Raw genomic sequence first — 23664 nt, forward strand, 5'->3', positions numbered from 1 at the left:
GCGGACCAGCCGCCTGCGCGATGCTGTTCTGGGTATTCGTGTGGACCACGCGCTCCGAGTACTGCACGCCGGCGCGCGCGGCGGCGACCGCACCGAGACCGATACCGGTCGCGACCGCCGCATTGCTGGTGACCTTGCCCGCGACCGCGGCACCCGCAATACCGGCGCCCGCGACCGCGCCTTCCGAGTACAACGAGCTACAGCCGCTCAATGCGGACGACACCGCCAGCGCCAGCGCGATCAGCGCTGTTACGTGGGGGCGTTTGGCTGCGACAACGGACTTCGCGTTGTCGGCCCACACCATGTTCTTTTGCATTTCTCCCGTCCCTGCCCGTACAGGTGCCTGCGTTCACGCGTCGCGCGTGTAAACGAAGGACACGTCGTTTATTACGCTGCCGCATTGTGCAGGATGCGTTTTGTAATTGGCAGCGAAAAAATGCAAGAAATTGCAAAACATCGTGCGCCGCGATGTTTTCTGCTGCATGGGCGGAATGGCTTGCCTGGCTCTGCCAGGTATTTGGGAGGCCGCCGCCAGCGGCGAACGGCCTACGTTGCAGCGTGCCTACGAGTCGGCTTCGTCTTCGCCGCCTTCGTCGCCGTATGCGCTCAGCCGGTTGTACAGCGTTTTGAGGCTCACGCCGAGCGCTTTGGCCGCGCGCCGCTTGTCGCCGCCGCAGTACTTGAGGGTGCCGAGAATGATCTGCTTCTGCGCGTCGGCGAGCGGCGTGCCGATCCACACGCTCATCGCGTCGCCTTGCGTGACCGCTTTCTTGACTCGCGACGCAAGATGCGGATGCGGCAATTCGACGGTCTTCTCCGCGAGAATGAACGCGCGATACACGGCGTTCTTCAACTCGCGCACGTTGCCCGGCCAGGACCACGAACGCAGCGTTTCGATCGAGCGTTTGCTGAAGCTCTTGTTGGTGGATTCCTGCTGATTCAACTGCGCGAGGAAGTATTGCGCAAGCAGCTCGCGATCGTTTTCGCGCTCGCGAAGCGGCGGCGCGCGCAGCGGAAACACCGCGAGCCGGTACATCAGATCCTCGCGCAAGCCGTTTTCCTTGACGGCCACCGCCGGGTCGCGATTGGTCGCGGCGATCACGCGCACGTTGCCGCTGATCAGCTCGTTGCCGCCGACGCGATAGAACGTGCCGGTTTCGAGCGCGCGCAGCAGCTTGACCTGGCGCACCGGCGCCATCTCGGTGATTTCGTCGAGAAACAGCGTGCCGCCGTTCGCATGTTCGAAGTAGCCGATGCGGCCCTGGACCGCGCCGGTGAAGCTGCCTTTTTCGTGGCCGAACAGCTCGGCTTCGATCAGCTCATCGGGAATCGCGCCGCAGTTCACGGCGACGAAAGCGCCGTCCTTGCGGCCGCTGCGCTCGTGGATGGTGCGGGCGATCAGCTCCTTGCCGGTGCCCGATTCGCCGATGATCAGCGCGGTCGCGTCGGTATCGGCGACGCGTTCGATCTGCTCGTACAGATCGAGCATCACCGGCGACGAGCCGTACAGCAGCCCGTACGATTTCAGTCCCGCGACGGCGTCCCCGACGCGCTGCTTCGCTTGTGGCGAAGCATTGCCGCCGGCGGACACGGTGGGCGAGTCCAGATCGATTGACGCCATAAAAGGGGGAGTCCTGTGCAAATGAAGTTCGTGATGCGGCGCGCAGGCCTTGAATGCGGGAGACCGTACAGCCACTATCTCATAAAAGACGATTTAACCACTTCGACACGGATTCCGGCAATCGAACCGGCAGCCGCTGCGGCAGTCGTGCGCGCAATCGGTCGAAAGTGCTCGAAATTGGCCTTTTTCAGCGCGCTGAAGCGGTAAATATACCGGGCACATGCATTGCATCATTGACCGTTTGACCGAGTCGTGCGAGCTTTTGACGGCTACGCCGCGGCGGCGCTGGTGAGCGTAGGGCGGCAACCCGGCAACCCGTATCGCGCGGCCACGAACGCCGAATCAGACGAGGAGTGAACGATGACCGACACCACGCAACAACTTGCACTCGGCGGACAGAAAATCGTCGAGGATCTTCGGGTGCTGCTGAGGGACTCGGAGGAAATGCTGCGGCTCGCCGCCAACGTGCCGGGCGAAAGCGTCGATGCGTTGCGCGACCGGCTCGGCACGCATGTGGAAACGCTGCAATCGGCGCTCGGCGATGCGCAACGCAACGTGCATCGCCGCTATCGCGAGGCGGCGGTCAGCACCGAGCACTATGTGCGCCGTAACCCGTGGCGCTCGCTCGCGCTCGCGGCGGGCGCCGGATTTCTGCTCGGCGTGCTGGTCGCACGATAGAGGCGGCGCGGCGAGCGACGCTCGCCTCGGCTCGCTGGAAGGCGCGGGGCTCGTCTGGCACGGCCGGCACTCATCCGCATCACGATCCAAGGAGTTCATGATGACACGACCCACGATTGGTTTTTTTGGCGCATTGATGGCACTCGGCGGCTTTCTGGCGGTTCGCTACGTGCAACACAAACGCACCGGCCAGATTTCCCCGGCCCGCGAGCTGAGCCGCTGGGAAAACGAGGGTGGTGCGGTCGCGGCGCCGGCAACCTCGTCGACCGAGCTCGCGCCCGCGTCCCAGAGCACCAACGGTTCAGGGCAGGCTGACGGCGAACACCGCGCATGGCCATTTCCGCGTGGCTGAAGCACGGCGCTCGAATCCCAGGGTCGGCGGGGGTGCAGCCAGATCGGCGGTCGGCGCCTGGAAGCGATTGTTAAATGGATTCTATAAACCCGTATAATAGGTAAATAGACAACAATGATGCGGTAATCGGCGGGCATTTTGCCGTCATTGTTGCAATTTTTCATCAAATGGTCGGCGGCGCGGGACACAACTCGAATCCGCGTCATGCAGCCGACTCGATCCAGCGGCATGCCCATGGGGATGATCCGCATATTTTCCGACCCACGCTTGCAGGCTTTCGAAACGCGATGCCACATGTACTGATTGTCGATGACGACGCAGGTACCCGCGAGGCGCTTTCCGCCATCATTGGGGAAGACGGGCTGACCACCGCCACCGCGGGCGATCTGCGCGAAGCGCGTATTCAACTGATCCGGCAGGTGCCGGACGTCGTATTCACCGACCTGAAGCTGCCCGACGGCAGCGGGGTCGATCTGTTCGAAGATCTCGATCCGCGCTCCGGCGTCGAAGTGATCGTGATCACGGGTCACGCAACGGTCGAGTCGGCGGTCAGCGCGCTGAAAATGGGCGCGACCGACTATCTCGTGAAACCGATCAACATGCAGCGCGTGAAGGCGATCCTGTCGCGCCTGCCGCGCCCCGGCGACCTGAAGGCCGAGATCGGCACGCTGCGCGGCGAGTTGCGCCGCATGGGCCGCTTCGGTTTGATGCTCGGCAATTCGCCGGCGATGCAGGAGGTCTACGACCAGATCAGCCGCGTCGCGCCGACGGCGGCCTCGGTGATGCTGGTCGGCGAATCGGGCACCGGCAAGGAAGTCGCCGCGCAGACGCTGCACGAGCTGAGCCTGCGCCGCAAACACGCGTTCCTCGCGGTCAATTGCGGCGCGATTTCGCCGAATCTGATCGAGTCGGAAATGTTCGGCCACGAGCGCGGTTCGTTCACCGGCGCGGATCGGCAGCACAAGGGCTATTTCGAGCGCGCGAACGGCGGCACGCTATTCCTCGACGAAATCACCGAGATGCCGATCGAGCTGCAGGTGAAGCTGCTGCGCGTGCTCGAGACCGGTATGTTCATGCGTGTCGGCACAACCAAGGAAATCGAAACCGATGTGCGTCTGATCGCGGCCACCAATCGCGATCCCGAGCAGGCGGTGCTCGAAGGCAAGCTGCGGCTGGACCTTTACCACCGGCTGAACGTGTTTCCGATCAGCCTGCCGCCGCTGCGGGATCGCGGCAAGGACGTGGAGCTGCTCGCGCAATCGTTCCTCGATGAGCTCAACGAGCGTCACGGCACGAAGAAGCATTTCCCGGTTGCGGTGAAGGAAATGCTGCTGTCGTATCCATGGCCAGGCAATGTGCGCGAACTGAAGAACTACGTGCAGCGCGCGCACATCATGTCGAGCGCGGATTCGGATGCCACGGCGACCGTGCCGTTGCAGATCACGCTTTCGAAGCCCGCGACCGGCACCGCGATCACGATCCCGTTCGGCACTTCGCTCGCGGAAGCCGACCGTCAGCTGATCCTGGCGACGCTCGAGCAATGCGGCGGCGTGAAGACGCGCGCCGCGGAAATTCTCGGCATCAGCCTGAAGACGCTGTACAACCGGCTCGTCGAGTACGGCAACGATGCGCGCGACGACGGCGACCCCACCGACGAATCACGCGCGCTCGGCGGCGCGGACGCCTGATCGGCGCTCGTTCGCGCGTCGTCTGCATCATCAGCGATCGCCCGCCCGGGCTTCCGGGTGGGCACCCGAACGGCACAGGCCTTGCTGCGCTCCAGTGGAACGCAAAACGAGGTCACCGACATGCCGCACCTGCCGCCGCACCTGCCGCATTACGCTGCCGCTTCCCCGCCGTCCGGGCCGTTGCACGCTCACCGGCCCGAACCGGTCGAGCCTCCCGCCACGCCGCCGGACCCGGCCGAACCCGACACGATCCCCGGCCCGACCCCCGATCCGATCGAACCTGTGGAACCGGTCGCGCCGCCGATCGGCGATCCGCCGCCGCAGCCCACGCAGACGCCTCAGGCCGCCGATCGTCAGTCGCGAGCGCTGCAATGCTGATGCGACCCTCGATGACGTTTATACAGCCGCGCACTCGATGCAAACGTCTCCGCACTGCAGCAGACTGTGGCCCCGGTCCGGTGCATTGCATTGCTGTACTTGTTACAAAGCCGGCGCATGTTTTACCGGCAATTTACGGTTTCGCCCCCTAGACTGTAGGGATGCCGCAACAAGCGGCGGGCTTCCCCGGAGGCACGATCATGAGACACCCCGCATTGCGACGTTCCGCGCGGCACTCCAAGCGCGGGCCACGGCCGGCCGATGTCAAGACTGAGCCGGCGGAGTCGCCCGACCCGGCCGCGCAGAACCGGATCGCCCCGCATACGCCGCCGGACGGCGAGCACAACCAGGGCGGGGTGCGTCAGGAAGGCCTCGAATATCAGCGCGATCTGGGCTCGGAACAAGACGCCTGACGCAGCGCAGTAAACCGGCGGGTGTTCCGGCGGCTGCGTTGCCGGTAAGAAAGACCTCCGCTTTGGTCTGATTTAATAGAAAAATTTTCTTCGCAATTAGCGATGATTGCGGGGATTAGCTCGTTTGTCACATTTCCATACAACTTTATTTCCGATATCTCAATATCGGCACGTTGCTTGCATGCACCGTTTTGGCGCAATTCCGCATACAACGAAACAATGGAGCACTAATGAGCAGATTGATCGTGGTATCGAATCGTGTCGCACCGATTCAGGAAGCGCGTCCGGCAGCGGGCGGGCTCGCGATCGGCGTGCTGGACGCACTGAAGGAAACTGGCGGCGTCTGGTTCGGCTGGAGCGGCGAAACGGTCAGTGAGCCATCCGCGCCCGTGATCGAGAAGCAGGGCAACGTCACCTACGCGACGGTGGGCCTCACCAAGCGCGATTACGACGAGTACTACCGCGGGTTTTCGAACACCACGTTGTGGCCGACCTTCCACTATCGCAACGACCTGTCCCGCTACGACCGCGAGGACTACGCGGGCTACCAGCGGGTCAACGCGACGCTCGCGAAGCAGTTGAAGGAACTGCTCAAGCCCAGCGACATCATCTGGGTGCACGACTACCATCTGCTGCCGTTCGCGCGTTGCCTGCGCGATCTCGGCGTGAAGAATCCGATCGGCTTCTTCCTGCACATTCCGTTTCCGGTGCCCGAGGTATTGCGCACGATTCCGCCGCACGAGGAGATCGTCAAGGCGATGTGCAGCTACGACGTGATCGGTTTTCAAACCGAAGCGGATCGCCAGTCGTTCGTCGACTATATCGAGCGCGGTCACCACGGCACATCGAGCGAAGACGGCATGGTGCACGCGTACAACCGCTTCCTGAAGGTCGGCGCGTACCCGATCGGCATCTATCCCGATGCGATCGCCAAAGCCGCCGAGCAGTTCACCGACCGCAAGGCGGTGCGCAGCCTGCGCGACGGCATGCGCGGGCGCAAGCTGATCATGAGCGTCGACCGGCTCGATTATTCGAAGGGGCTGGTCGAGCGCTTCCAGGCATTCGAGCGGCTGTTGCAGAACGCGCCCGGCTGGCACGGCCGCGTGTCGCTCGTGCAGATCGCGCCGCCGACCCGGGCCGACGTGCAGACCTATCAGCGCATCCGGCAGACGCTCGAAGGCGAAGCGGGCCGCATCAACGGCCGGTTCGCGCAGCTCGACTGGACGCCGATCCAGTATCTGAACCGCAAGTACGAGCGCAATCTGCTGATGGCGCTATTCCGCCAGTCGCAGGTCGGCTATGTGACGCCGCTGCGCGACGGGATGAACCTGGTGGCCAAGGAGTACGTCGCGTCGCAGGACCCGGCCGATCCGGGCGTGCTCGTGCTATCGCAATTCGCGGGCGCGGCCGAGCAGCTGCCGGGCGCGCTCGTCGTCAATCCGTTCGATCTGTCGCAGATGGCCGAAGCGCTCGAACGCGCGCTGTCGATGCCGCTCGCCGAGCGTCAGGCGCGTCATGCGGACATGATGGAGCCGATGCGCGAGAACAATCTGTCGGTTTGGCGCGATACCTTCCTCGACGATCTGCGCCACGTCGCGACCGCCTCTTCGGTGACGGCCAAAGCGGTAAAGCTCGCTGACGTGACGGCATCGTCCTGAGCGGACAGTCGCGGCCCGCGCGGGCGGGCGACGCGTGGGCCGGTCACGTCGTGAATGAAGTGACAACGAAGATCGAAGCAAAAAGGGCGTGCATCGCGTCGTGCGATGCGCGCCCTTTTTCGTGGATGCGTTGCACGACGAACTGCCCCAATCAGGCCACAACGCGGCCACAACCTTCAAGCCGGCTGCGTCGCCTTCTGCACGACCCGCATCGTGCTGACGACCGCCGCGACCGCCGAAAACCCCGCGGCCACGTACAGCGCGATGACCGTCCCGCTTTGCGGAGCGACGCCGAAGATCAGCGCGACCAGCGCCGCGCCGAGCGTTTGCCCGGTCAGGCGCGCGGTGCCGAGCATGCCGCTCGCGCCGCCGCTGCGTTCGCGCGGCGCGGACGACAGCATCGTGCGATTGTTCGGCGACTGGAAGATACCGAAGCCCGCGCCGCACAGCGCCATGCGCCACGAAATCTGCAGTGCGTCGGGGTGAGGCCCGAGCGTCGCGAGCAGCAGCAGGCCGACCGTCATCGCGGCGAGCCCGACGCCGCCGAGCCAGCCGGACGATATCCTGTCCGACAGGACCCCTGCGATCGGCGCCGCGATGATGATGATCGCGGGCCACGGCGTCATCAGAAGACCGGTTTCGACCTGCGACATACCGAGCGTTTCCTGCAGCAGGAACGGTAGCGACACGAACGCGAGCATCTGCGCGCAGAACGAGCAGACCGAGGTGCCGACCGACAGCGCGAACACCGGAATACGCAGCAGGTCGATCGGCAGCAGCGGGGCGGGCCGCGTCAGTTGCCGGCGCACGAAGAAGTAGCCGACCACCAGAGCGCCGAGTGCTTCGAGCGTCACGTAGCCGAAGCGCTGGCCGTGGCCGAGGCCATCGACAGCGAAAATCAGCAGGCCGAATACGATCGCGTTCATCACCGCGCTCAGATAGTCATACGGCGATTCGTGGCCGGGGTTCATCGGCAGCGCCTTGAAGCCGCCGACGATCGCCGCGATCCCGATCGGCACGTTGATCGCGAACAGCCACGGCCACGTCGCGATCGCGAGCACGCCCGACGCGACCGTCGGCCCGACCGCCGACGACACCGCCACCACCATCGCATTGATCGAGACGCCGCGCCCGAGCTGCGCCGGGGGATAGATCATGCGCACGATCGCGGTGTTCACGCTCATGATGCCGGCCGCGCCGAAGCCTTGGACCACGCGCGCGAGCGCGAGCGTCGCAAGCGAGTTCGACAGCGCGCAGCCGAGCGACGCGACCGTGAACAGGATCAGACCGGACAAATAAATGCGCCTATAGCCAATGCGGTCGCCGAGCGACGCCATTGGCAGCAGCGAGATCGTGATCGCGAGCTGATACGCGTTGACGACCCAGATCGACGCGGCGGCGCTCGCATTGAGGTTGCGCGCGATCGTCGGCAGCGCGACGTTGGCGATTGCGCTGTCGAGCACCGCGAGCGTCAGCGACAGCGCGATGACGAGCATCGCCCAATAGCGTTGCGGAACCGGCAGGCCCAGTTCCTTGCCTTCGAAGCGGGGAGTGGAGGGCGTCGGGCCATCCGTGCGCGGGGAGGGTGCGTGCATCGATTGTTTGATTTGTCGGAGATGTTGCCGCGCCTGTGCGCGGCTCACGCGCTGGCCGCTGCGGGCGCATCGGTCGGCGCGGCGCCACCGTTGCCAGAACGCCGGCGCCGCGCTCGCGTCATTTGAGTTCGTAGAGGCCCGTGTGGGTCGTCGAGTCGATTTCGTTCAGATGCGTCATGAAGCGCGCGACCGCGTTGGTGGTCTCCGCGCTGACCGGCAGATGCGGCACCTTCAGCGCATGCAGCCGGAAAATATAGCGATGCGTGCGATCGCCGCGCGGCGGCGCGGCGCCGCCGAAGCCGACCGTCCCGTAGTCGTTGCGCAGCTGGATCGCGCCCTGCGGCAGCAGCGTGCCGTCGGCCTTGCCGGCGTTGCGCGGCAGCGAGCGCGCGTCGGCCGGGATGTTGACGACGACCCAATGCCAGAAGCCGCTGCCGGTCGGCGCGTCGGGATCGTGAACGGTGAGCGCGAAGCTTTGCGTGTCCGCGGGCGGCGCTTCCCATTGCAGTGACGGCGAGATGTTTTCGCCGTCGCCGCCGAACGCCTTGTCGTTGTACTCGTGGTCTTTCGGCATGAAGCCGTTGTTGGGAAAGTCGTCGGACCAGAGACGGAAGTCAGCCATGATGTGCCTCCCTTGTTGATTGCTTCTGGGATCGTCGGAGTGCGCGATATCCCGGCGGCGAGGCGCATCTCGCGGCATGCCGGAGCGCGTGAGAAAGTGCCGTGAAAGCGCCGGGAAAGCACCCGGAAAACGCCGCCCAAGCGTGCCTCGAAGGCATCTCGAAAGCACGCCGGGTGAGCCTTTCGAGTGTAGCACCAGCGGCCGCGAGACTCGCGCGAGCAGGGCAACCCGCGCGTGGTTTCAGCCGCGTTCCTCGAACTCCGGCGCGTCGCTTCCGATCCACGCGACGAGCCGCTCGATCACGCCCGCGATGTCGCGATTCGCACCCCGCAAAGCGCATTCCCACACGACCGCGACGCGCCAGCCGCTCGCGAGCAGCGCGGCGCGCACCTTGTCGTCGTTGCTGCGATTGCGGCCGATCTTGTCGCGCCAGAAGTCGGGCCGCGTCTGCGGCCATTTGAACAGATGACAGTCGTGGCCATGCCAGAAGCAGCCATGCACGAGCACCACCGCGCGATAGCGCGGCAGCACAATGTCGGGGCGGCCGGGCAGATCGCGCGCGTCGAGCCTGAAGCGCAGGCCCCGCCGATGCAGCAGGCTGCGGATCAGAACCTCCGGCCTGGTGTTGCGGCCGCGAATGCCGGACATCATCCGGCTGCGCGTCGCGCTATCGACGATATCGACCATCGTCAGTGGGCCAACGGGTCGCGCGGCCGCTCACGCGTAGAGCGGCAGGGAGTGTTTCGACGCATCGCGGGTCGGGTGGGCGAGCAGGGTTTGCACATGCGGCAGCATGATACGCGCCACTTCGCGCATCACCGGCATCACGACGCTGTTGCCGAACTGCCGGTAGGCCTGCGTATCGCTGACCGGAATCCTGAAGGTGTCGGGAAAGCCCATCAGCCGCGCGCATTCGCGTGGCGTCAGACGACGCGGGCGCAGCGCCTCGCCTTGATAGACGAGTATTTCGGAGCCGTCCTTGTGATAGCGCGCGGACAGCGTGCGCGTCACGCTGTCCGGATAGGCCATGCCGAAACCGAAGCCGTTGCCCGCCGCGCGATGCTTGGCCGCGTAGTTCTGCAGATATGCCCACAGCTTCGGGGTGAGCGTGTACTTCGGCTGCACGCGGCGCGCGGCGTGATCGAAGAAACGGTCGTGGTCCCACGGCAGCACGGGTTCCGTACCGTCCGTGCGATGCAGGATCGCGCCGAGCCGCGGACCCTCGTCGGGCAGCCGCAGATCGTCCCACGTGAACGCGGTCTTGCCGCGAAAGCCGACGATGATGATGCGCTCGCGATGCTGCGGCGTGAAATGCTGGCCATCGATCACGCGGTAGTGCACCTCGTAGCCGAGCTCGTCGCGCAGCGTTTGCAGGATCACGTCGAAGGTGCGGCCCTTGTCGTGCGACAGCAGGTTTTTCACGTTTTCGAGCAGGAACGCGGCGGGGCGCTTCGCGGCGATGATCCGCGCGACGTCGAAAAACAGCGTGCCCTGGGTCGTACATTCGAAACCGTGCGGCCGCCCTAGCGCGTTTTTCTTGCTGACGCCGGCGATAGAAAACGGCTGGCACGGAAAGCCGCCGAGCAGCACGTCGTGGCTCGGCACGTCCTCGGCGGGAAACGTGACGATGTCGCCGATCAGCGCGTGCGCGCCGCCGGTCGCGGCGTTGTCGCCGTAGTTCTGACCGTAGTTCTCGCGATAAGTCCGGGTCGAGAATTCGTTCCACTCGCTGGTGAACACGCATTCGCCGCCGTGCGCCTCGAAGCCCATGCGAATGCCGCCGATGCCCGCGAACAGATCGATGAAGCTAAAACGCGCCGCGTCGCCCGCCTGTTGCGCCTCACGCGCGCCTTGCCGCAGCAGATCGCGCAACGCGGGTTCGAGCATCGCGGGACAAGGCGTTTCACCTTTTTCCCAGCGACGCACCGTCTTGATGTCCTTGCCGACATGGGCTGCGATTTCGCGTTGGGTGAAACGGGCGCGCGCCTGCTTGAGCAGGTCGAACGGGGCGACGAGGGTCACGTGGCGTCCTGGCTGGGAATTTTTGCGGACATTATGACCTAAGGTCGTCCCATTTCCCTATTTTTAGCGCCGATTGATCAGGATTTTTTCGCGATACGTCGCGCCGCTGCGTTTGTCTGCGGCGGGTGCGGAAGCGGTGAGGCGGCGTGCGGCTTCGCGAGATCAGGCCGACTTCGCTTTCTTCGCCCGTTCAGCCGGTTCGAATCGCGAGGTCGGCGCGGGCGCGAAGCGTTCCCATTCGGGCAGCGGCGTCGACGCGAGCCGATCGAGTTGCAGCAGCAGGCTGTCGACTTTGTCCAATTGGGCGGGAGAAAGCTGGCCGCTGTCGACCAGCGCGGTCAGCCGTTTGCGCCAATAGGTGGCCGGCAGGATCGGACCGCCGAAATCGCCGCGCAGCGATACGTGCATCACGCGCGCGATGTGCGCGATGTCGTGGTCGATCAACGTGGCTTGCGATGATCCCGAAACCGTAGTGTCCATATGGTCCATGACTCCTCCCTGAACGCATTTACGGCGGTGCGCGGCGAGACTTTAGGCCTTATTTGATAAAAAGTTTGCCGATCGCGCATCGGCGTTCGTCGATGGCGCCGCGCGCGGAACGGCCCCGGGAACAGCCGTTGCTAATTCCCACATACCGGCGGAATACCGCGCCGGCATCTCTGTCGACTACGCATATGGGAGCCGAACATGAACAAGGATCAAGTGAAGGGCGTTGGCGAGCAGGTCAAGGGCAAGGTCAACGAGGCCGTCGGCAAGGCCACGAACGACCCCGCGAAGGAACTCAAGGGCGATATGCAGCAGGGCGCCGGCAAGGTGCAGAAAACCTATGGCGATGCGAAGGAAGACGCCAAGGACGATGCAAAGCGCGGTCATCGCTGAACCCGTTCGCTGTAGGTTGCCGTAACGGCGAGGCGTCGCGACTGTCGCGGCGCCTTTGTTTTTTGTGCGGCGCAGAGCGGAGCGCGGCAGTCCGGTTTCAATGTCTGGGTCGCGGCTGACGCTCGCGCGCCGGCCGGCCTGGGAGTAACCCGTGATCGCGATGATCGGCATTCCCCACGCGCCGCCAGCCCTTTAGACTTGGCGCAAATCCCACGTGGAGGTCGCGCCAATGACACCCGAAAAGATACTTTCGATGTTCGAACGGCAGTACCTGGAAGGCAAGGCGCCGCCCGATCTCGAAGCGACCTGTGCGAGCTTCGCGACGTGGCTTGCGGGCGCGTGGGAACTGCTCGACGGCACCGAGAAGACGCTGCTGCTGACGGTCGGAGCGACGCTGTGGCGAGAGGGCTTCAACTTGCGCGCGGGCACGGCGACGAAGGACTTGTGGTGATCCGCCGATTGCGAACGGCCCTGTTGCCACGGCGTTTGTAAGGTCTTCGAGCGGCCTCGCACGCGTTGTGGCGAGTCGGTTTATATTGGGCGGTCCTTCTGTCCCTATGGCGACCCGAACCCATGACCGATTTATCCGCTTTCGCGATCACGAAAAAATGGCCGGCCGAGCATCCGGACCGGATTCAGCTCTATTCGCTGCCGACGCCCAATGGCGTAAAAATCTCGATCATGCTCGAGGAAACCGGCTTGCCGTACGAGCCGCATCTGGTGCGCTTCGATACCAACGATCAGATGACGCCGGCGTTTCTGTCGCTCAACCCGAACAACAAGATTCCCGCGATCCTCGATCCGCACGGCCCCGACGGCAAACCGCTGCCACTGTTCGAATCGGGCGCGATCCTGATCTATCTGGCCGACAAAAGCGGCCAGCTGATCCCAAAGGACGCCGCCGGGCGCTACGAGACGATCCAGTGGGTGATGTTCCAGATGGGCGGCATCGGTCCGATGTTCGGCCAGGTCGGCTTCTTCCACAAATTCGCCGGCAAGGAGTACGAGGACAAGCGTCCGCGCGACCGCTACATCGCCGAATCGAAGCGGCTGCTCGGCGTGCTGGAGCAGCGGCTCGAAGGACGCGCCTGGGTGATGGGCGATCAGTATTCGATCGCCGATATCGCGATCTTCCCGTGGGTGCGCAATCTGGTCGGCTTTTATGAGGCTGGAGAGCTGGTCGGCATTCAGGACTTCCCGAACGTGCGGCGCGTGCTGGCTGCGTTCGTCGAGCGTCCGGCGGTGGCGCGCGGCCTGAATATTCCGCAGCGGCCGGCCTGATCGCCTGAGTTGCCTCGACGGTTTTTCGTGTCCTTGAAAATATTGCCGCTGACCGCGTATAACCTTTTCAGGTGAGTAATGTTCTTACCGGCTTTTCGGGCGACTTTCGCGCGGCAGCGCCGTGATGCGACCGGACAAAAGGTGAAGCAATGAGCGCCGTTACATTGTTCGCATGGTCCGTTCCGGCGTATTTCCAGGGTTCCGTGGTCGATCACACCTGGGTCACGACTTACGACAGCCGCGTGAAGATATACCCGGCGCTGGCGGACGTCCTGCTCGCTGGCGAGCACTATTGGTACAGCTGGGGCGGCTTCCACGCCCGAGGCGGGACGCCGGTCAGTGCGAATGGTTTTCTGGCTTCCGGCGCGGCAAATCTGCTTTATGCTAGTTGCTTATGTAAGCCCGATGTGGACCCGAACATCGATCCGGCCGCTCGTGGAACGATCTTCAGCTATGGTCGCGATGGTGTATGCCATCAGCTGTCGAACCAGATTCTTTGGGCGACCGGCGGCGCTGGAGCGACTCCGGCTACGGTTCGCACGTCCAGGGGCTACTGGTTGAGCAACGCGGTCTTCGGAACGTACGGCAAGCAGCATGCTGCATGGGCGAGCAAAAAGATTCAGTGCTCGACACCAAGCGGGAGTAACGCCATGAAGCCAGCACATCAGGAATCCGATGTCGACGATTTTCAGGAGCATCTTCAGGCGACCTTGAAGGGTCCCGACGCGCAAGCGAAGATCAAGTCGTTGATGAATCATCGCCGCGCATTTATGGTGCGAGTCGAGCGTTTGCAATACGCCCCGCAGGGCAGCGATGCTCCGTCGGCCTCGGAGCTCAATCAGGTCTATTCCTCTTTTCTCCACGACGCTGCCGACATTCTGGGCGCCGAGGACTTCCAGCGAGTATTCGGTGAGCGTCCACAGGATCAGATGAACGTCGTCGATCCTTCGATATACGAGCAAAGTCTGCGTCGGCCGATGCAAAAATAACGGAGCCGTTGGACTGGCGTCGCCTCAGACGCGTTTCGCGATCACCGTCGTCGAACTCGCAATGTCGAGATTCTTTTTTGCGCTTAGCTGTTTCACGAACGATCGATCCAGCAGCGTCGGCGGTCCCCGCAGAATTTCTTCGACCGTGAGCGCCTTGAATTCTTTCAGGGCATCTTCGTCGAGACCTTCGGCCCACTCGCTCATGATCCAGTAGATCGACCAGATGGCCGTCGTCGATTCCGGCACGTATACGCGTTCGGCTTTGATCCCGGAGCCGAAGAGATTGAGAATCCCCTCGGCAGTCATGTTGTAGTAGTGATGCGGGTAGCCGTGAGTGGGTTGGGTGAGCGGAACCACTACGACCAGATCGCCTCCCGGCTTCAACACGCGAAGAATTTCTTTGGCGGCGGTGAATGGGTCCTTCACATGTTCGAGCACATTCAACGACAAAAGGCCATCGAACGATGCATCTTTGAATGGCAGAACTTCGCCGACACCTCGCACATCGGTGGAGGGATAGTTGGTGATGTCGAAATTGATCACGTTTTCGTAGATCGCGGGGCGGCTGCCGGCCCCACAATCCAGAATGATCCCCGACGGATGGCGCTCGATCATATTCAGTGCGTCCTGATCGTACAGATTGCTTCCAGCCAGTTCCGAGTCATAGATGTCGAACTGGGAGCGCAGCTCGGGCGACAAGAAATCGAAAAACTTCCCGTCGTCGCTATAGGGCATATCGGTGCGAAGGACCGACTCGATTCTTTTTCTGCGTGCCTGCCTGGATTGAGCTGCGACCTGCGCATCTTGCCTGCGATGACTTTCGGAGACTCCGAATACTTCGAAATGCGATCTTCCCGATCGTAATTCGCCGAGCCTCACAGCCTCGGCGACGTCCGGATTTGCGGCGAGATAGGCCTGCTCGCAAAAATTCAACGCGGTGACGCATTCGAGCGTTTGATCCATGTCGGTCCTCGGAAACGTTTCGAAGTCGGCTCGCAGATTATAGCGATCTCGGGTTTTCGGGCAGTGCTGGTTTGGCGATGATGTCGAAGGGGTGGATCGCGTGACGGGTCGGAATCGCTCGGATCCCGCGTTGAAGGCAGATGAACGGCAAAAGCCCCGCAGCGCAACGCATACGGGGCTCTTATGAGCGAATCTGGAAGCCGGTTAGGCTCTGTTTGGTCCCCCTGACAGGAATCGAACCTGTATCTAGCGCTTAGGAGGCACTTGTTCTATCCATTGAACTACAGGGAGAGGACCGGGCCGGCCAGATCGGCGAGGACTCGGTGAGTCCCGACTGACCGGCGAGCGCAGAGTATATCAAACCGGCGCGGGCAAAAGGAGAGCCAAGCCAGCAACCGCCCGCGCGCCCCAAAAACCCCCGAAAAACAAACGGCCACGCAGATATCGCCTGCGGGGCCGTGCAAACCACCTGACCGTCTGGCGAAGCGCACGCAACCGCGCGCATCGCCCGACGTCATTCCAACATTAAAACTCGACTACCGCGAACTCCGCCTTGCCCACGTCGCACAGCGGGCAGCGCCAATCTTCCGGGATATCGGCGAAGCGCGTGCCCGGCGCGATGCCTTCTTCGGGCAAGCCGTCTTCCTCGTTGTAGATCCAGCCGCAAATCAGGCAGACCCAGCTCTTGTATTCCGTCACTTCGATTACTTCGCTCACGACACACTCTCTCGTTCAATGCAATGGCCGGCTTGCTCTGCCCCTTAATGGGGCGGCGCGGCGACCCGCAATATTACCGGAATTAGTCAATCCAGCCGCAGACGACCAGTGCGGCACCGTCGCAACGCATCCACGACGTGCCTGGGCTCGTGGCCAGCAGCCTCGTCATACAAAGCGTGTACGCTTGGCTCTGCAAGCTGTCTGATTCGACAGACGTGGCGCCCGCGTGGCATGGATTGCGACTATCGGTCTCAGACCGGGCCGCTGGCGGTATCGCGTGGACGAGTTTCGCTTCCAAAGGAGAAAACGATGTTTGAAAACAGACGGTTGGTCGGCATCGTGGCGGCAGGACTGCTCGCCATGTCGGGCGTGGCGCAGGCGGAGGGCGTGACCTTCGTGCAACCGGCGGACGGCGCGACCGTCACCAATCCGGTCCACATCGTGTTCGGCCTCGACGGCATGAAGATCGCCCCCGCGGGCACGATGACGGAGGGCACCGGGCATCATCATCTGCTGGTCGACGGCAAGCCGCTGCCGAAGGGTGAGGTCATCGCCGCGACCGACAAGTCGCTGCACTTCGGCAAAGGCCAGACCGAAACAGATCTGACGCTGCCGCCGGGCGACCATACGCTGACGCTGCAATTCGGCGACGGCGCGCATCGCTCGTATGGGCCGCAGATGAGCAAGACGATCACGGTGCACGTCAAGTAAGCCGTTGTTCGAAGGCCGGACCGGCGCGCGCGTCTCGCCGGCCCGCACCGATTGCGTTGCACGCCGCCTTGCACGCCGCCTTGCACGCCGCCTTGCACGCATCTCCCGCCCGTCATCCCTGCGACCGGCCCCGCGCCCGGTACAATGAGCAGTTCCGACTCATCGCTGTCTTCTCCCATTCCCATGTCGCTTTACACCATTACCGGAGCCCAGCTCGCGTTCGGTCACGTCGCGCTGCTCGACCATGCGGATTTCTCGCTCGAAGCGGGCGAGCGCGTCGGGCTGATCGGGCGCAACGGCGCGGGCAAGTCGTCGCTGTTGAAGATCGTCGCCGATCTGGCCAAACCCGACGACGGCCTCGTCTCGCGTCAACAGCATCTGAGCACGGTCTACGTGCCGCAGGAGCCCGAGTTCGACGCCGACGACACCGTCTTCGACGCGGTCGCCGCCGGTCTCACCGAGGCGCGCGCGCTGCTCGACGAATACGACGCGGTCGCGCACCAGCTCGCCGACACGCCCGAAGGTGCCGAACACGACGCGCTGCTCGCGCGCATGAACACGCTGCAATCGTCGCTGGATGCCGCGGACGCCTGGAACTGGAGCACCCGCGTCGCGACCACGCTGCAGCAGATCGGCCTGAACGGCGAGGCGCGCGTCGGCTCGCTGTCGGGCGGCATGCAGAAGCGCGCGGCGCTCGCGCGCGCGCTCGTCGTGCAGCCCGACGTGCTGCTGCTCGACGAGCCGACCAACCATCTCGACTTCGACGGCATTCGCTGGCTCGAAGATCTGCTGGTGTCATTGCGCGCGGGGCTGCTATTCATCACGCACGATCGCGCGTTTCTCGACCGCGTCGCGACACGCATCGTCGAACTCGATCGCGGGCGGCTGCTGTCGTATCCGGGCAATTTCTCGGCGTACCAGACGCGCAAGGCGCAGCAGCTCGAAGTCGAGCGTATCGAAAACGAGAAGTTCGACAAGCTGCTCGCGCAGGAAGAAGTGTGGATTCGCAAGGGTGTCGAGGCACGCCGCACGCGCAGCGTCGGCCGCATCGCGCGTCTCGTGCAGATGCGCAACGAGCGCGCCGAACGCCGCAACGTGCAGGGCAACGTGAAGCTCGACGTCGGTCAGGGCGAGAAGTCCGGCAAGATAGTCGCGGAACTGACGGACGTGACGAAGCGCTACGGCGAGCGCACGGTGGTGGACCGCTTCACGGCTACGGTAATGCGCGGCGACAAGATCGGCTTCGTCGGTCCGAACGGCGCGGGCAAGACCACGCTGCTGAAGCTGATCCTCGGCGAACTCGCGCCGGATGAAGGCAATGTGCGCGTCGGCACCAATCTGCAGGTCGCCTATTTCGATCAGATGCGCGCGGCGCTCGATCTGGAAAAGAGTCTCGCGGACACGATCAGCCCCGGCAGCGAGTGGGTCGAAATCAACGGCCAGAAGAAGCACGTGATGAGCTACCTCGGCGACTTCCTGTTCGCGCCGGAGCGCGCGCGTTCGCCGGTCAAGTCGCTGTCGGGCGGCGAGCGCAACCGGCTGTTGCTTGCGCGTCTGTTCGCGCGTCCGGCCAACGTGCTGGTGCTCGACGAACCGACCAACGACCTCGACATTCCGACGCTCGAACTGCTCGAAGAACTGCTGATCGATTACGACGGCACGGTGCTGCTCGTCAGCCACGACCGCGCGTTTCTCGATAACGTGGTGACGTCGGTGATCGCATCGGAAGGCGGCGGCAAGTGGCGCGAATACGTCGGCGGCTTCACGGACTGGCAGACGCAGCGCGATCGCTCGGAGCAACTCGCGCTCGAAGCACAGAAAGAATCGGGCAAGGAAGCGCCGAAAGAAGCCGTGTCGAAGGAAAGCGCCACGGGCCGCAATGCGCAGCGCAGCGCGAAGTTGTCGTTCAAGGAACAGCGCGAACTGGAGGCGCTGCCGAAAATGATTGCCGACCTCGAAGCCGAACAGAAGGTGATCGGCGCGCAGCTCGAAGACGGCTCGGTGTTCGCGAAGGATGCACGCGAAGGCGCGCGTCTGACCGAGCGCTATGCCGAGATCGACGAAGAGCTGATGCTCGCGCTCGAGCGTTGGGACGAGCTGGAAAACCGCGTCAAGTGACGCAACCCGGTGCGCGCGCCGCATGGCGCGCCCCTTCATGCATGAGTTGATGCAACATGCGCGGGGCGGCACGAAAACAACGGAGAACGCCGCCGCGCATGCATTGAATGCTCAGCGGGCGCACGCCGGTGCAGTTCCGCCGCTACCCGCCGAAAGCAATTGCGCCGCCGTCCCGTGAGACGTCCATCCTCCGGCGCGTGTCCCCCAGCGCCCGCCGCGCCTTATCCAGTCGGCCAATTCAGCGCGACGTCAATTGCCGCCGTGATCGAAATCAGTACAATACCCCGCGAACAGGCTTCCCCCGCGGGCTGAGCGTCGTTGTCTGGCCTTCGAGCGCGCCAGCGGAAGCCGCGCAACAAAACAGCTTGCCCGCAGTGCGGGCACCCCGCCTAACCCTGTTGTTTCGTTTCGCTTTTTTTGAATACTCAACGCATTGTCCACGGCCCTGTCCACAGGACCTGTGGACAACGATGAACCGACGCACCGAGTCAATCATGTCTACGAAAAAGCCAAACGCCGCGTATAGCGAAGCGTCGATCAAGGTGTTGAAGGGTCTGGAGCCGGTCAAGCAACGACCCGGCATGTACACCCGCACCGAGAATCCGCTGCACATCATCCAGGAAGTCATCGACAACGCATCGGACGAAGCCCTCGGCGGCTACGGCCGGCAAATCACGGTCACGCTGCACGCGGACCATTCGGTCTCGGTCGACGACGATGGCCGCGGCATTCCGTTCGGCCTGCACCCCGACGAGGGCGTACCGGTGGTCGAAATCGTTTTCACGCGCCTGCATGCGGGCGGCAAATTCGACAAGGCCGCCGGCGGCGCTTATACGTTCTCGGGCGGTTTGCACGGCGTCGGCGTGTCGGTCACGAACGCGCTGTCCACGCGTCTCGACGTCACCGTGTGGCGCGACGGCAAGGTGGCCGAACTGAGCTTCGCGCACGGCGACGTCGCGAAGCCGCTCCAGGTTCGCGCCGCCACCAAGGCCGACAAGAAATCCGGCACGCGCGTGACCGCGTGGGCCGATCCGAAGTACTTCGATTCGCCGAACCTGCCGCTTGGCGAGTTGCAGCGTTTGTTGCGCTCGAAAGCGGTGCTGCTGCCGGGCGTCGAAGTCACGCTCGTCAACGAAAAGACCGGCGAGCAGCAAAGCTGGAAATACGAAGACGGCCTGCGCGGCTATCTGCTCGAAGGCATGAACGGCAGCGATCTGCTGATCCCGCTGTTCGAGGGCGAGCGCTACGCGGAAAGCTCGCGTTCGAGCGAAGAGACGTTCGCCGAGGGCGAGGGCGCGGCGTGGGTCGTCGCGTGGAGCGAGGAAGGGCCGCTCACGCGCGAGTCGTACGTGAACCTGATCCCGACACCCGCGGGCGGCACGCATGAGTCCGGTTTGCGCGACGGTCTCTATCAGGCGGTCAAGAGCTTCGTCGAGCTGCACAACCTGCAACCGAAGGGCGTGAAGCTGCTCGCCGAAGACGTGTTCGCGCGGGTGTCGTTCGTACTGTCGGCGAAGGTGCTCGATCCGCAGTTTCAAGGGCAGATCAAGGAACGCCTGAATAGCCGCGATGCAGTCAAGCTGGTGTCGTCGTTCGCGCGGCCGGCGCTCGAACTGTGGTTGAACCAGCACGTCGAGCACGGCAAGAAACTCGCGGACCTCGTGATCAAGCAGGCCCAGGCGCGCACGCGCGCGGGCCAGAAGGTCGAGAAGCGCAAGAGCTCGGGGGTCGCGGTGCTGCCCGGCAAGCTGACCGATTGCGAATCGACGGAAATTGGACGCAACGAGCTGTTCCTCGTCGAGGGTGACTCGGCGGGCGGCTCCGCGAAGATGGGCCGCGACAAGGAGTATCAGGCCATTCTGCCGCTGCGCGGCAAGGTGCTGAATACGTGGGAAACCGAGCGCGATCGCCTGTTCGCGAACAACGAGGTGCACGACATTTCGGTGGCGATCGGCGTCGATCCGCATAATCCGGACGACAAGGTCGATCTGTCGAATCTGCGCTACGGCAAGATCTGCATTCTGTCGGATGCGGACGTCGACGGATCGCACATCCAGGTGTTGCTGCTCACGCTGTTCTTCAAGCATTTCCCGCAGCTGATCGAGCGCGGCCATGTGTGCGTCGCGCGGCCGCCGCTGTTTCGCGTCGACGCACCCGCGCGCGGCAAGAAGCCCGCGCAGAAGCTCTATGCGCTCGACGAAGGCGAACTCGAGGCGATTCTCGACAAGCTGCGCAAGGACGGTGTGCGTGACAACCAGTGGTCGATCAGCCGCTTCAAGGGGCTCGGCGAAATGAGTGCCGAGCAGCTGTGGGACACGACGATGAATCCCGACACGCGCCGCCTGCAACCGGTTGCGCTCGGTGAACTCGACTACGACGCGACCGTCGCGCGCATGACGATGCTGATGGGCAAGGGCGAAGCGGCGTCGCGCCGCAGCTGGCTCGAAGAGAAGGGCAACGAAGTGGAAGCGGACATCTGAGCGCATCGCGCCTCGATGCGGCATACGACACTTCAAGCCAAACACGGACACGGAATCTAGATGGACGACGATAACACTCTCGACCTTTTCAACGAGCCGCCGTCGGACGGCGACGTGCTGACGCTCGGCAACTACGCGGAGCGCGCGTATCTCGAGTATGCGGTCAGCGTGGTCAAGGGCCGCGCGCTGCCGGACGTTTGCGACGGCCAGAAGCCGGTGCAGCGTCGCATCCTGTTCGCGATGAACGAGATGGGCCTCGGCGACAACGCGAAGCCGGTCAAATCGGCGCGCGTGGTCGGCGACGTGCTCGGTAAATATCACCCGCACGGCGACCAGTCCGCGTACGACGCACTCGTGCGTCTCGCGCAGGACTTCTCGATGCGCTATCCGCTGATCGACGGCCAGGGCAACTTCGGCTCGCGCGATGGCGACGGCGCGGCGGCGATGCGATACACGGAAGCGCGTCTGACGCCGATCGCGAAGCTGCTGCTCGGTGAGATCGACCAGGGCACGGTCGACTTCATGCCGAACTACGACGGCTCGTTCGACGAGCCGAAGGTGCTGCCGGCGCGTCTGCCGTTCGTGCTGCTCAACGGCGCATCGGGCATCGCGGTCGGTCTCGCGACGGAAATTCCGTCGCACAACCTGCGCGAAGTCGCAAGCGCCGCGGTCGCGCTGATCCGCCATCCGAAGCTTTCGCACGCGGAGCTGATGGAGCATGTGCCGGGTCCGGACTTCCCCGGCGGCGGCCAGATCATCTCGAGCGAGGCGGAAATCGCCGCCGCGTACGAAACCGGCCGCGGCAGCCTGAAGGTGCGCGCGCGCTGGAAGATCGAAGACCTCGCGCGCGGCCAGTGGCAGCTCGTGATCACCGAACTGCCGCCGAACACGGCCGCGCAGAAGGTGCTCGAGGAAATCGAAGAACAGACCAACCCGAAGATCAAGCTCGGCAAAAAGGCGCTGACGCCCGAGCAGTTGCAGACCAAACAGACGCTGCTCGCGCTCGTCGACGCGGTGCGCGACGAATCGGGCAAGGACGCGCCGGTGCGTCTCGTGTTCGAGCCGAAGTCGAGCCGCATCGATCAGACCGAGTTCGTCAACACGCTGCTCGCGCATACGAGCCTCGAATCGAACGCGCCGCTGAACATGGTGATGGTGGGTGGCGACGGCCGGCCGCGTCAGAAGGGCTTGAGCGAAATCCTGCACGAGTGGATCACGTTCCGTTTCGCGACGGTCACGCGCCGCACGCGGCATCGTCTGTCGAAGGTCGACGACCGCATCCATATTCTCGAAGGCCGGATGATCGTCTTCCTGAATATCGACGAAGTGATCCGCATCATTCGCGAATCGGATGAGCCGAAGGTCGCGCTGATGGCCGCGTTCGGCCTCACGGACCGCCAGGCCGAAGACATCCTCGAAATCCGGCTGCGTCAGTTGGCCCGTCTCGAGAAGATCAAGATCGAGAAGGAGCTGGCCGAGCTGCGCGACGAGAAGGCCAAGCTCGAGGAACTGCTCGGCAGCGAACCGGCGATGAAGCGCCAGCTGATCAAGGAAATCGAAGCCGACGCGAAGCAGTACGGCGACGAGCGCCGCACGCTGATCCAGCAGGAAAAGCGCGCGACGTTCGAAGCGCGCGTGGTCGACGAACCGGTCACGGTGGTGGTGTCGCAGAAGGGCTGGGTGCGCGCGTTGAAGGGCCACGGGCTCGACGTCGCGGGCTTCAGCTTCAAGGCTGGCGACGGCCTCTACGCGGCGTTCCAGTGCCGCACGCCCGACATGCTGATCGCGTGGGGCAGCAACGGGCGCGTTTATTCGGTCGCGGTGGCGCAACTGCCGGGCGGACGTGGTGACGGCGTGCCGGTCACGTCGCTGATCGAACTCGAATCGGGCAGCCATCTGATGCACTACTACGCGGCGTCGGCGGACCAGGCACTGCTGCTCGCGTCGAGCAACGGCTTCGGCTTTATCGCGAAGGTCGGCGACATGGTGAGCCGCGTGAAGGCCGGCAAGTCGTTCATGACGATCGACGCCGGTGCCGCGCCGCTCGCGCCGATGCCGATGCTGCCGGATGCGGTGCAGGTCGCGTGCCTGTCGTCGGGCGGGCGTCTGCTCGTGTTCGGCCTCGACGAGATGAAGACGCTGTCGGGCGGCGGCCGTGGCGTCACGCTGATGGCGCTCGACGACAACGAGACGCTCGTGCAGGCGCTCGCAATCGACAAGGCGGGTGTGATGCTGATCGGCACACGCCGCGGCGGCCGCGTCGACGAGGAGAAGCTGGCGGGCGCCGAGCTTGCGGCGCATGTCGGCAAACGCGCGCGCAAGGGTCGCGCGCCTGACAGCAAGCTGAAGCTCGACGGCATGCGTCCGGTGCTGCCGGCTTAGTAGAATCGATTTAGCCAGGTTTGACGCTGGACAGCCACGGGCGCCTGCTAGCATGCGGGGCGCTCGCGGTCGGTCACAACAAGTCGGTCGCGCAAAGGGTGTGGAAGCAAACGGGGT

Annotated in this window: 22 protein-coding genes, 1 tRNA gene and 1 pseudogene; 14 read left to right on the forward strand and 10 right to left on the reverse strand. The window is 63.9% G+C overall.

Annotated elements, in window-relative coordinates; all coding sequences use genetic code 11:
* A pseudogene (locus AB3X86_RS25595) lies at nucleotides 1-316 on the reverse strand (hypothetical protein); the annotation flags it as partial.
* Nucleotides 317-562: 246 nt separating this feature from the next.
* Nucleotides 563-1621, reverse strand: coding sequence for a sigma-54-dependent Fis family transcriptional regulator (locus AB3X86_RS25600; protein ID WP_176380734.1), 1059 nt, complete (start codon nucleotides 1619-1621; stop codon nucleotides 563-565).
* A gap of 360 nt (nucleotides 1622-1981) precedes the next feature.
* On the opposite strand from AB3X86_RS25600, the gene AB3X86_RS25605 reads away from it, so the two are divergent.
* From AB3X86_RS25605 to otsA, 6 genes are all read left to right on the forward strand, one after another.
* Complete coding sequence (locus AB3X86_RS25605; RefSeq protein WP_176121215.1) at nucleotides 1982-2299, forward strand: YqjD family protein; 318 nt, start codon at nucleotides 1982-1984, stop codon at nucleotides 2297-2299.
* A gap of 100 nt (nucleotides 2300-2399) precedes the next feature.
* On the forward strand, nucleotides 2400-2651 hold the full coding sequence (locus tag AB3X86_RS25610; RefSeq protein WP_176121216.1) for a hypothetical protein: 252 nt from the start codon (nucleotides 2400-2402) through the stop codon (nucleotides 2649-2651).
* Between the two features lie 287 nt (nucleotides 2652-2938).
* The gene (locus AB3X86_RS25615; protein ID WP_368598188.1) at nucleotides 2939-4339 is read left to right on the forward strand and encodes a sigma-54-dependent transcriptional regulator; all 1401 of its coding nucleotides are present in this window, start codon (nucleotides 2939-2941) and stop codon (nucleotides 4337-4339) included.
* Nucleotides 4340-4459: 120 nt separating this feature from the next.
* A complete protein-coding gene (locus AB3X86_RS25620; protein ID WP_368598189.1) occupies nucleotides 4460-4717 on the forward strand; it encodes a hypothetical protein in 258 nt (85 codons plus the stop codon).
* 200 nt (nucleotides 4718-4917) lie between these two features.
* Entirely contained in the window at nucleotides 4918-5130 is a 213-nt protein-coding gene (locus tag AB3X86_RS25625; protein WP_013088803.1) for a hypothetical protein, read from the forward strand.
* A 230-nt stretch (nucleotides 5131-5360) separates the two neighbouring features.
* Nucleotides 5361-6788: an alpha,alpha-trehalose-phosphate synthase (UDP-forming) gene (gene otsA / locus AB3X86_RS25630; RefSeq protein WP_176109236.1), complete on the forward strand. Its 1428-nt coding sequence runs from the start codon at nucleotides 5361-5363 to the stop codon at nucleotides 6786-6788.
* A 176-nt stretch (nucleotides 6789-6964) separates the two neighbouring features.
* Here the strand turns inward: otsA and AB3X86_RS25635 are convergent, their stop codons facing one another.
* The 5 genes from AB3X86_RS25635 to AB3X86_RS25655 form a co-directional block, all read right to left on the reverse strand.
* Nucleotides 6965-8383 (reverse strand): MFS transporter, encoded by a 1419-nt coding sequence (locus AB3X86_RS25635; RefSeq protein WP_217710686.1) that lies wholly within the window; start codon nucleotides 8381-8383, stop codon nucleotides 6965-6967.
* A gap of 118 nt (nucleotides 8384-8501) precedes the next feature.
* Nucleotides 8502-9005 (reverse strand): YbhB/YbcL family Raf kinase inhibitor-like protein, encoded by a 504-nt coding sequence (locus tag AB3X86_RS25640; RefSeq protein ID WP_176121218.1) that lies wholly within the window; start codon nucleotides 9003-9005, stop codon nucleotides 8502-8504.
* A gap of 240 nt (nucleotides 9006-9245) precedes the next feature.
* Entirely contained in the window at nucleotides 9246-9692 is a 447-nt protein-coding gene (locus AB3X86_RS25645) for a very short patch repair endonuclease (protein WP_368598190.1), read from the reverse strand.
* Nucleotides 9693-9722: 30 nt separating this feature from the next.
* Nucleotides 9723-11027, reverse strand: coding sequence for a DNA (cytosine-5-)-methyltransferase (gene dcm / locus AB3X86_RS25650; protein WP_368598191.1), 1305 nt, complete (start codon nucleotides 11025-11027; stop codon nucleotides 9723-9725).
* Between the two features lie 162 nt (nucleotides 11028-11189).
* Complete coding sequence (locus AB3X86_RS25655; protein WP_176380740.1) at nucleotides 11190-11516, reverse strand: hypothetical protein; 327 nt, start codon at nucleotides 11514-11516, stop codon at nucleotides 11190-11192.
* A gap of 198 nt (nucleotides 11517-11714) precedes the next feature.
* Between AB3X86_RS25655 and AB3X86_RS25660 the strand changes: the two genes are divergently transcribed.
* The 4 genes from AB3X86_RS25660 (at nucleotide 11715) to AB3X86_RS25675 (ending at nucleotide 14176) form a co-directional block, all read left to right on the forward strand.
* Nucleotides 11715-11906 carry a CsbD family protein gene (locus tag AB3X86_RS25660; protein WP_368598192.1) on the forward strand — a complete coding sequence of 64 codons (192 nt, stop codon included), beginning with the start codon at nucleotides 11715-11717 and terminating at the stop codon, nucleotides 11904-11906.
* Nucleotides 11907-12135: 229 nt separating this feature from the next.
* Nucleotides 12136-12357 carry a hypothetical protein gene (locus AB3X86_RS25665; protein ID WP_176109230.1) on the forward strand — a complete coding sequence of 74 codons (222 nt, stop codon included), beginning with the start codon at nucleotides 12136-12138 and terminating at the stop codon, nucleotides 12355-12357.
* Nucleotides 12358-12479: 122 nt separating this feature from the next.
* Nucleotides 12480-13187, forward strand: coding sequence for a glutathione S-transferase C-terminal domain-containing protein (locus AB3X86_RS25670; RefSeq protein ID WP_176366962.1), 708 nt, complete (start codon nucleotides 12480-12482; stop codon nucleotides 13185-13187).
* Between the two features lie 149 nt (nucleotides 13188-13336).
* Nucleotides 13337-14176 (forward strand): hypothetical protein, encoded by an 840-nt coding sequence (locus tag AB3X86_RS25675; protein ID WP_368598193.1) that lies wholly within the window; start codon nucleotides 13337-13339, stop codon nucleotides 14174-14176.
* Nucleotides 14177-14200: 24 nt separating this feature from the next.
* Here AB3X86_RS25675 and AB3X86_RS25680 read toward each other — a convergent pair whose 3' ends face one another.
* From AB3X86_RS25680 to AB3X86_RS25690, 3 genes are all read right to left on the reverse strand, one after another.
* A complete protein-coding gene (locus AB3X86_RS25680) occupies nucleotides 14201-15139 on the reverse strand; it encodes a methyltransferase domain-containing protein (protein ID WP_368598194.1) in 939 nt (312 codons plus the stop codon).
* 216 nt (nucleotides 15140-15355) lie between these two features.
* Nucleotides 15356-15430, reverse strand: a tRNA-Arg gene (locus AB3X86_RS25685).
* A 234-nt stretch (nucleotides 15431-15664) separates the two neighbouring features.
* A complete protein-coding gene (locus AB3X86_RS25690; RefSeq protein ID WP_013088815.1) occupies nucleotides 15665-15856 on the reverse strand; it encodes a rubredoxin in 192 nt (63 codons plus the stop codon).
* Nucleotides 15857-16165: 309 nt separating this feature from the next.
* On the opposite strand from AB3X86_RS25690, the gene AB3X86_RS25695 reads away from it, so the two are divergent.
* The 4 genes from AB3X86_RS25695 (at nucleotide 16166) to parC (ending at nucleotide 23547) form a co-directional block, all read left to right on the forward strand.
* On the forward strand, nucleotides 16166-16567 hold the full coding sequence (locus AB3X86_RS25695; RefSeq protein ID WP_368598195.1) for a DUF4399 domain-containing protein: 402 nt from the start codon (nucleotides 16166-16168) through the stop codon (nucleotides 16565-16567).
* Between the two features lie 183 nt (nucleotides 16568-16750).
* Nucleotides 16751-18685, forward strand: a complete 1935-nt coding sequence (locus AB3X86_RS25700) for an ATP-binding cassette domain-containing protein (RefSeq protein ID WP_368598196.1) — start codon at nucleotides 16751-16753, stop codon at nucleotides 18683-18685.
* A 494-nt stretch (nucleotides 18686-19179) separates the two neighbouring features.
* Nucleotides 19180-21165 (forward strand): DNA topoisomerase IV subunit B, encoded by a 1986-nt coding sequence (locus AB3X86_RS25705; protein ID WP_018431606.1) that lies wholly within the window; start codon nucleotides 19180-19182, stop codon nucleotides 21163-21165.
* Nucleotides 21166-21225: 60 nt separating this feature from the next.
* Nucleotides 21226-23547, forward strand: a complete 2322-nt coding sequence (gene parC, locus AB3X86_RS25710; protein WP_368598197.1) for a DNA topoisomerase IV subunit A — start codon at nucleotides 21226-21228, stop codon at nucleotides 23545-23547.
* The last annotated feature ends 117 nt before the right edge of the window (nucleotides 23548-23664 follow it).

This window comes from Paraburkholderia sp. BR14374, from assembly GCF_040948685.1.
Classification (GTDB): Bacteria; Pseudomonadota; Gammaproteobacteria; order Burkholderiales; family Burkholderiaceae; genus Paraburkholderia; species Paraburkholderia youngii.

Coding starts and splice junctions, on each gene's coding strand:
- AB3X86_RS25600 (WP_176380734.1), bottom strand. CDS start 1,621: ATGGCGTCAATCGATCTGGACTCGCCCACCGTGTCCGCCGGCGGCAAT.
- AB3X86_RS25605 (WP_176121215.1), top strand. CDS start 1,982: ATGACCGACACCACGCAACAACTTGCACTCGGCGGACAGAAAATCGTC.
- AB3X86_RS25610 (WP_176121216.1), top strand. CDS start 2,400: ATGACACGACCCACGATTGGTTTTTTTGGCGCATTGATGGCACTCGGC.
- AB3X86_RS25615 (WP_368598188.1), top strand. CDS start 2,939: ATGCCACATGTACTGATTGTCGATGACGACGCAGGTACCCGCGAGGCG.
- AB3X86_RS25620 (WP_368598189.1), top strand. CDS start 4,460: ATGCCGCACCTGCCGCCGCACCTGCCGCATTACGCTGCCGCTTCCCCG.
- AB3X86_RS25625 (WP_013088803.1), top strand. CDS start 4,918: ATGAGACACCCCGCATTGCGACGTTCCGCGCGGCACTCCAAGCGCGGG.
- otsA (WP_176109236.1), top strand. CDS start 5,361: ATGAGCAGATTGATCGTGGTATCGAATCGTGTCGCACCGATTCAGGAA.
- AB3X86_RS25635 (WP_217710686.1), bottom strand. CDS start 8,383: ATGCACGCACCCTCCCCGCGCACGGATGGCCCGACGCCCTCCACTCCC.
- AB3X86_RS25640 (WP_176121218.1), bottom strand. CDS start 9,005: ATGGCTGACTTCCGTCTCTGGTCCGACGACTTTCCCAACAACGGCTTC.
- AB3X86_RS25645 (WP_368598190.1), bottom strand. CDS start 9,692: ATGGTCGATATCGTCGATAGCGCGACGCGCAGCCGGATGATGTCCGGC.
- AB3X86_RS25655 (WP_176380740.1), bottom strand. CDS start 11,516: ATGGACCATATGGACACTACGGTTTCGGGATCATCGCAAGCCACGTTG.
- AB3X86_RS25660 (WP_368598192.1), top strand. CDS start 11,715: ATGAACAAGGATCAAGTGAAGGGCGTTGGCGAGCAGGTCAAGGGCAAG.
- AB3X86_RS25665 (WP_176109230.1), top strand. CDS start 12,136: ATGACACCCGAAAAGATACTTTCGATGTTCGAACGGCAGTACCTGGAA.
- AB3X86_RS25670 (WP_176366962.1), top strand. CDS start 12,480: ATGACCGATTTATCCGCTTTCGCGATCACGAAAAAATGGCCGGCCGAG.
- AB3X86_RS25675 (WP_368598193.1), top strand. CDS start 13,337: ATGAGCGCCGTTACATTGTTCGCATGGTCCGTTCCGGCGTATTTCCAG.
- AB3X86_RS25680 (WP_368598194.1), bottom strand. CDS start 15,139: ATGGATCAAACGCTCGAATGCGTCACCGCGTTGAATTTTTGCGAGCAG.
- AB3X86_RS25695 (WP_368598195.1), top strand. CDS start 16,166: ATGTTTGAAAACAGACGGTTGGTCGGCATCGTGGCGGCAGGACTGCTC.
- AB3X86_RS25700 (WP_368598196.1), top strand. CDS start 16,751: ATGTCGCTTTACACCATTACCGGAGCCCAGCTCGCGTTCGGTCACGTC.
- AB3X86_RS25705 (WP_018431606.1), top strand. CDS start 19,180: ATGTCTACGAAAAAGCCAAACGCCGCGTATAGCGAAGCGTCGATCAAG.
- parC (WP_368598197.1), top strand. CDS start 21,226: ATGGACGACGATAACACTCTCGACCTTTTCAACGAGCCGCCGTCGGAC.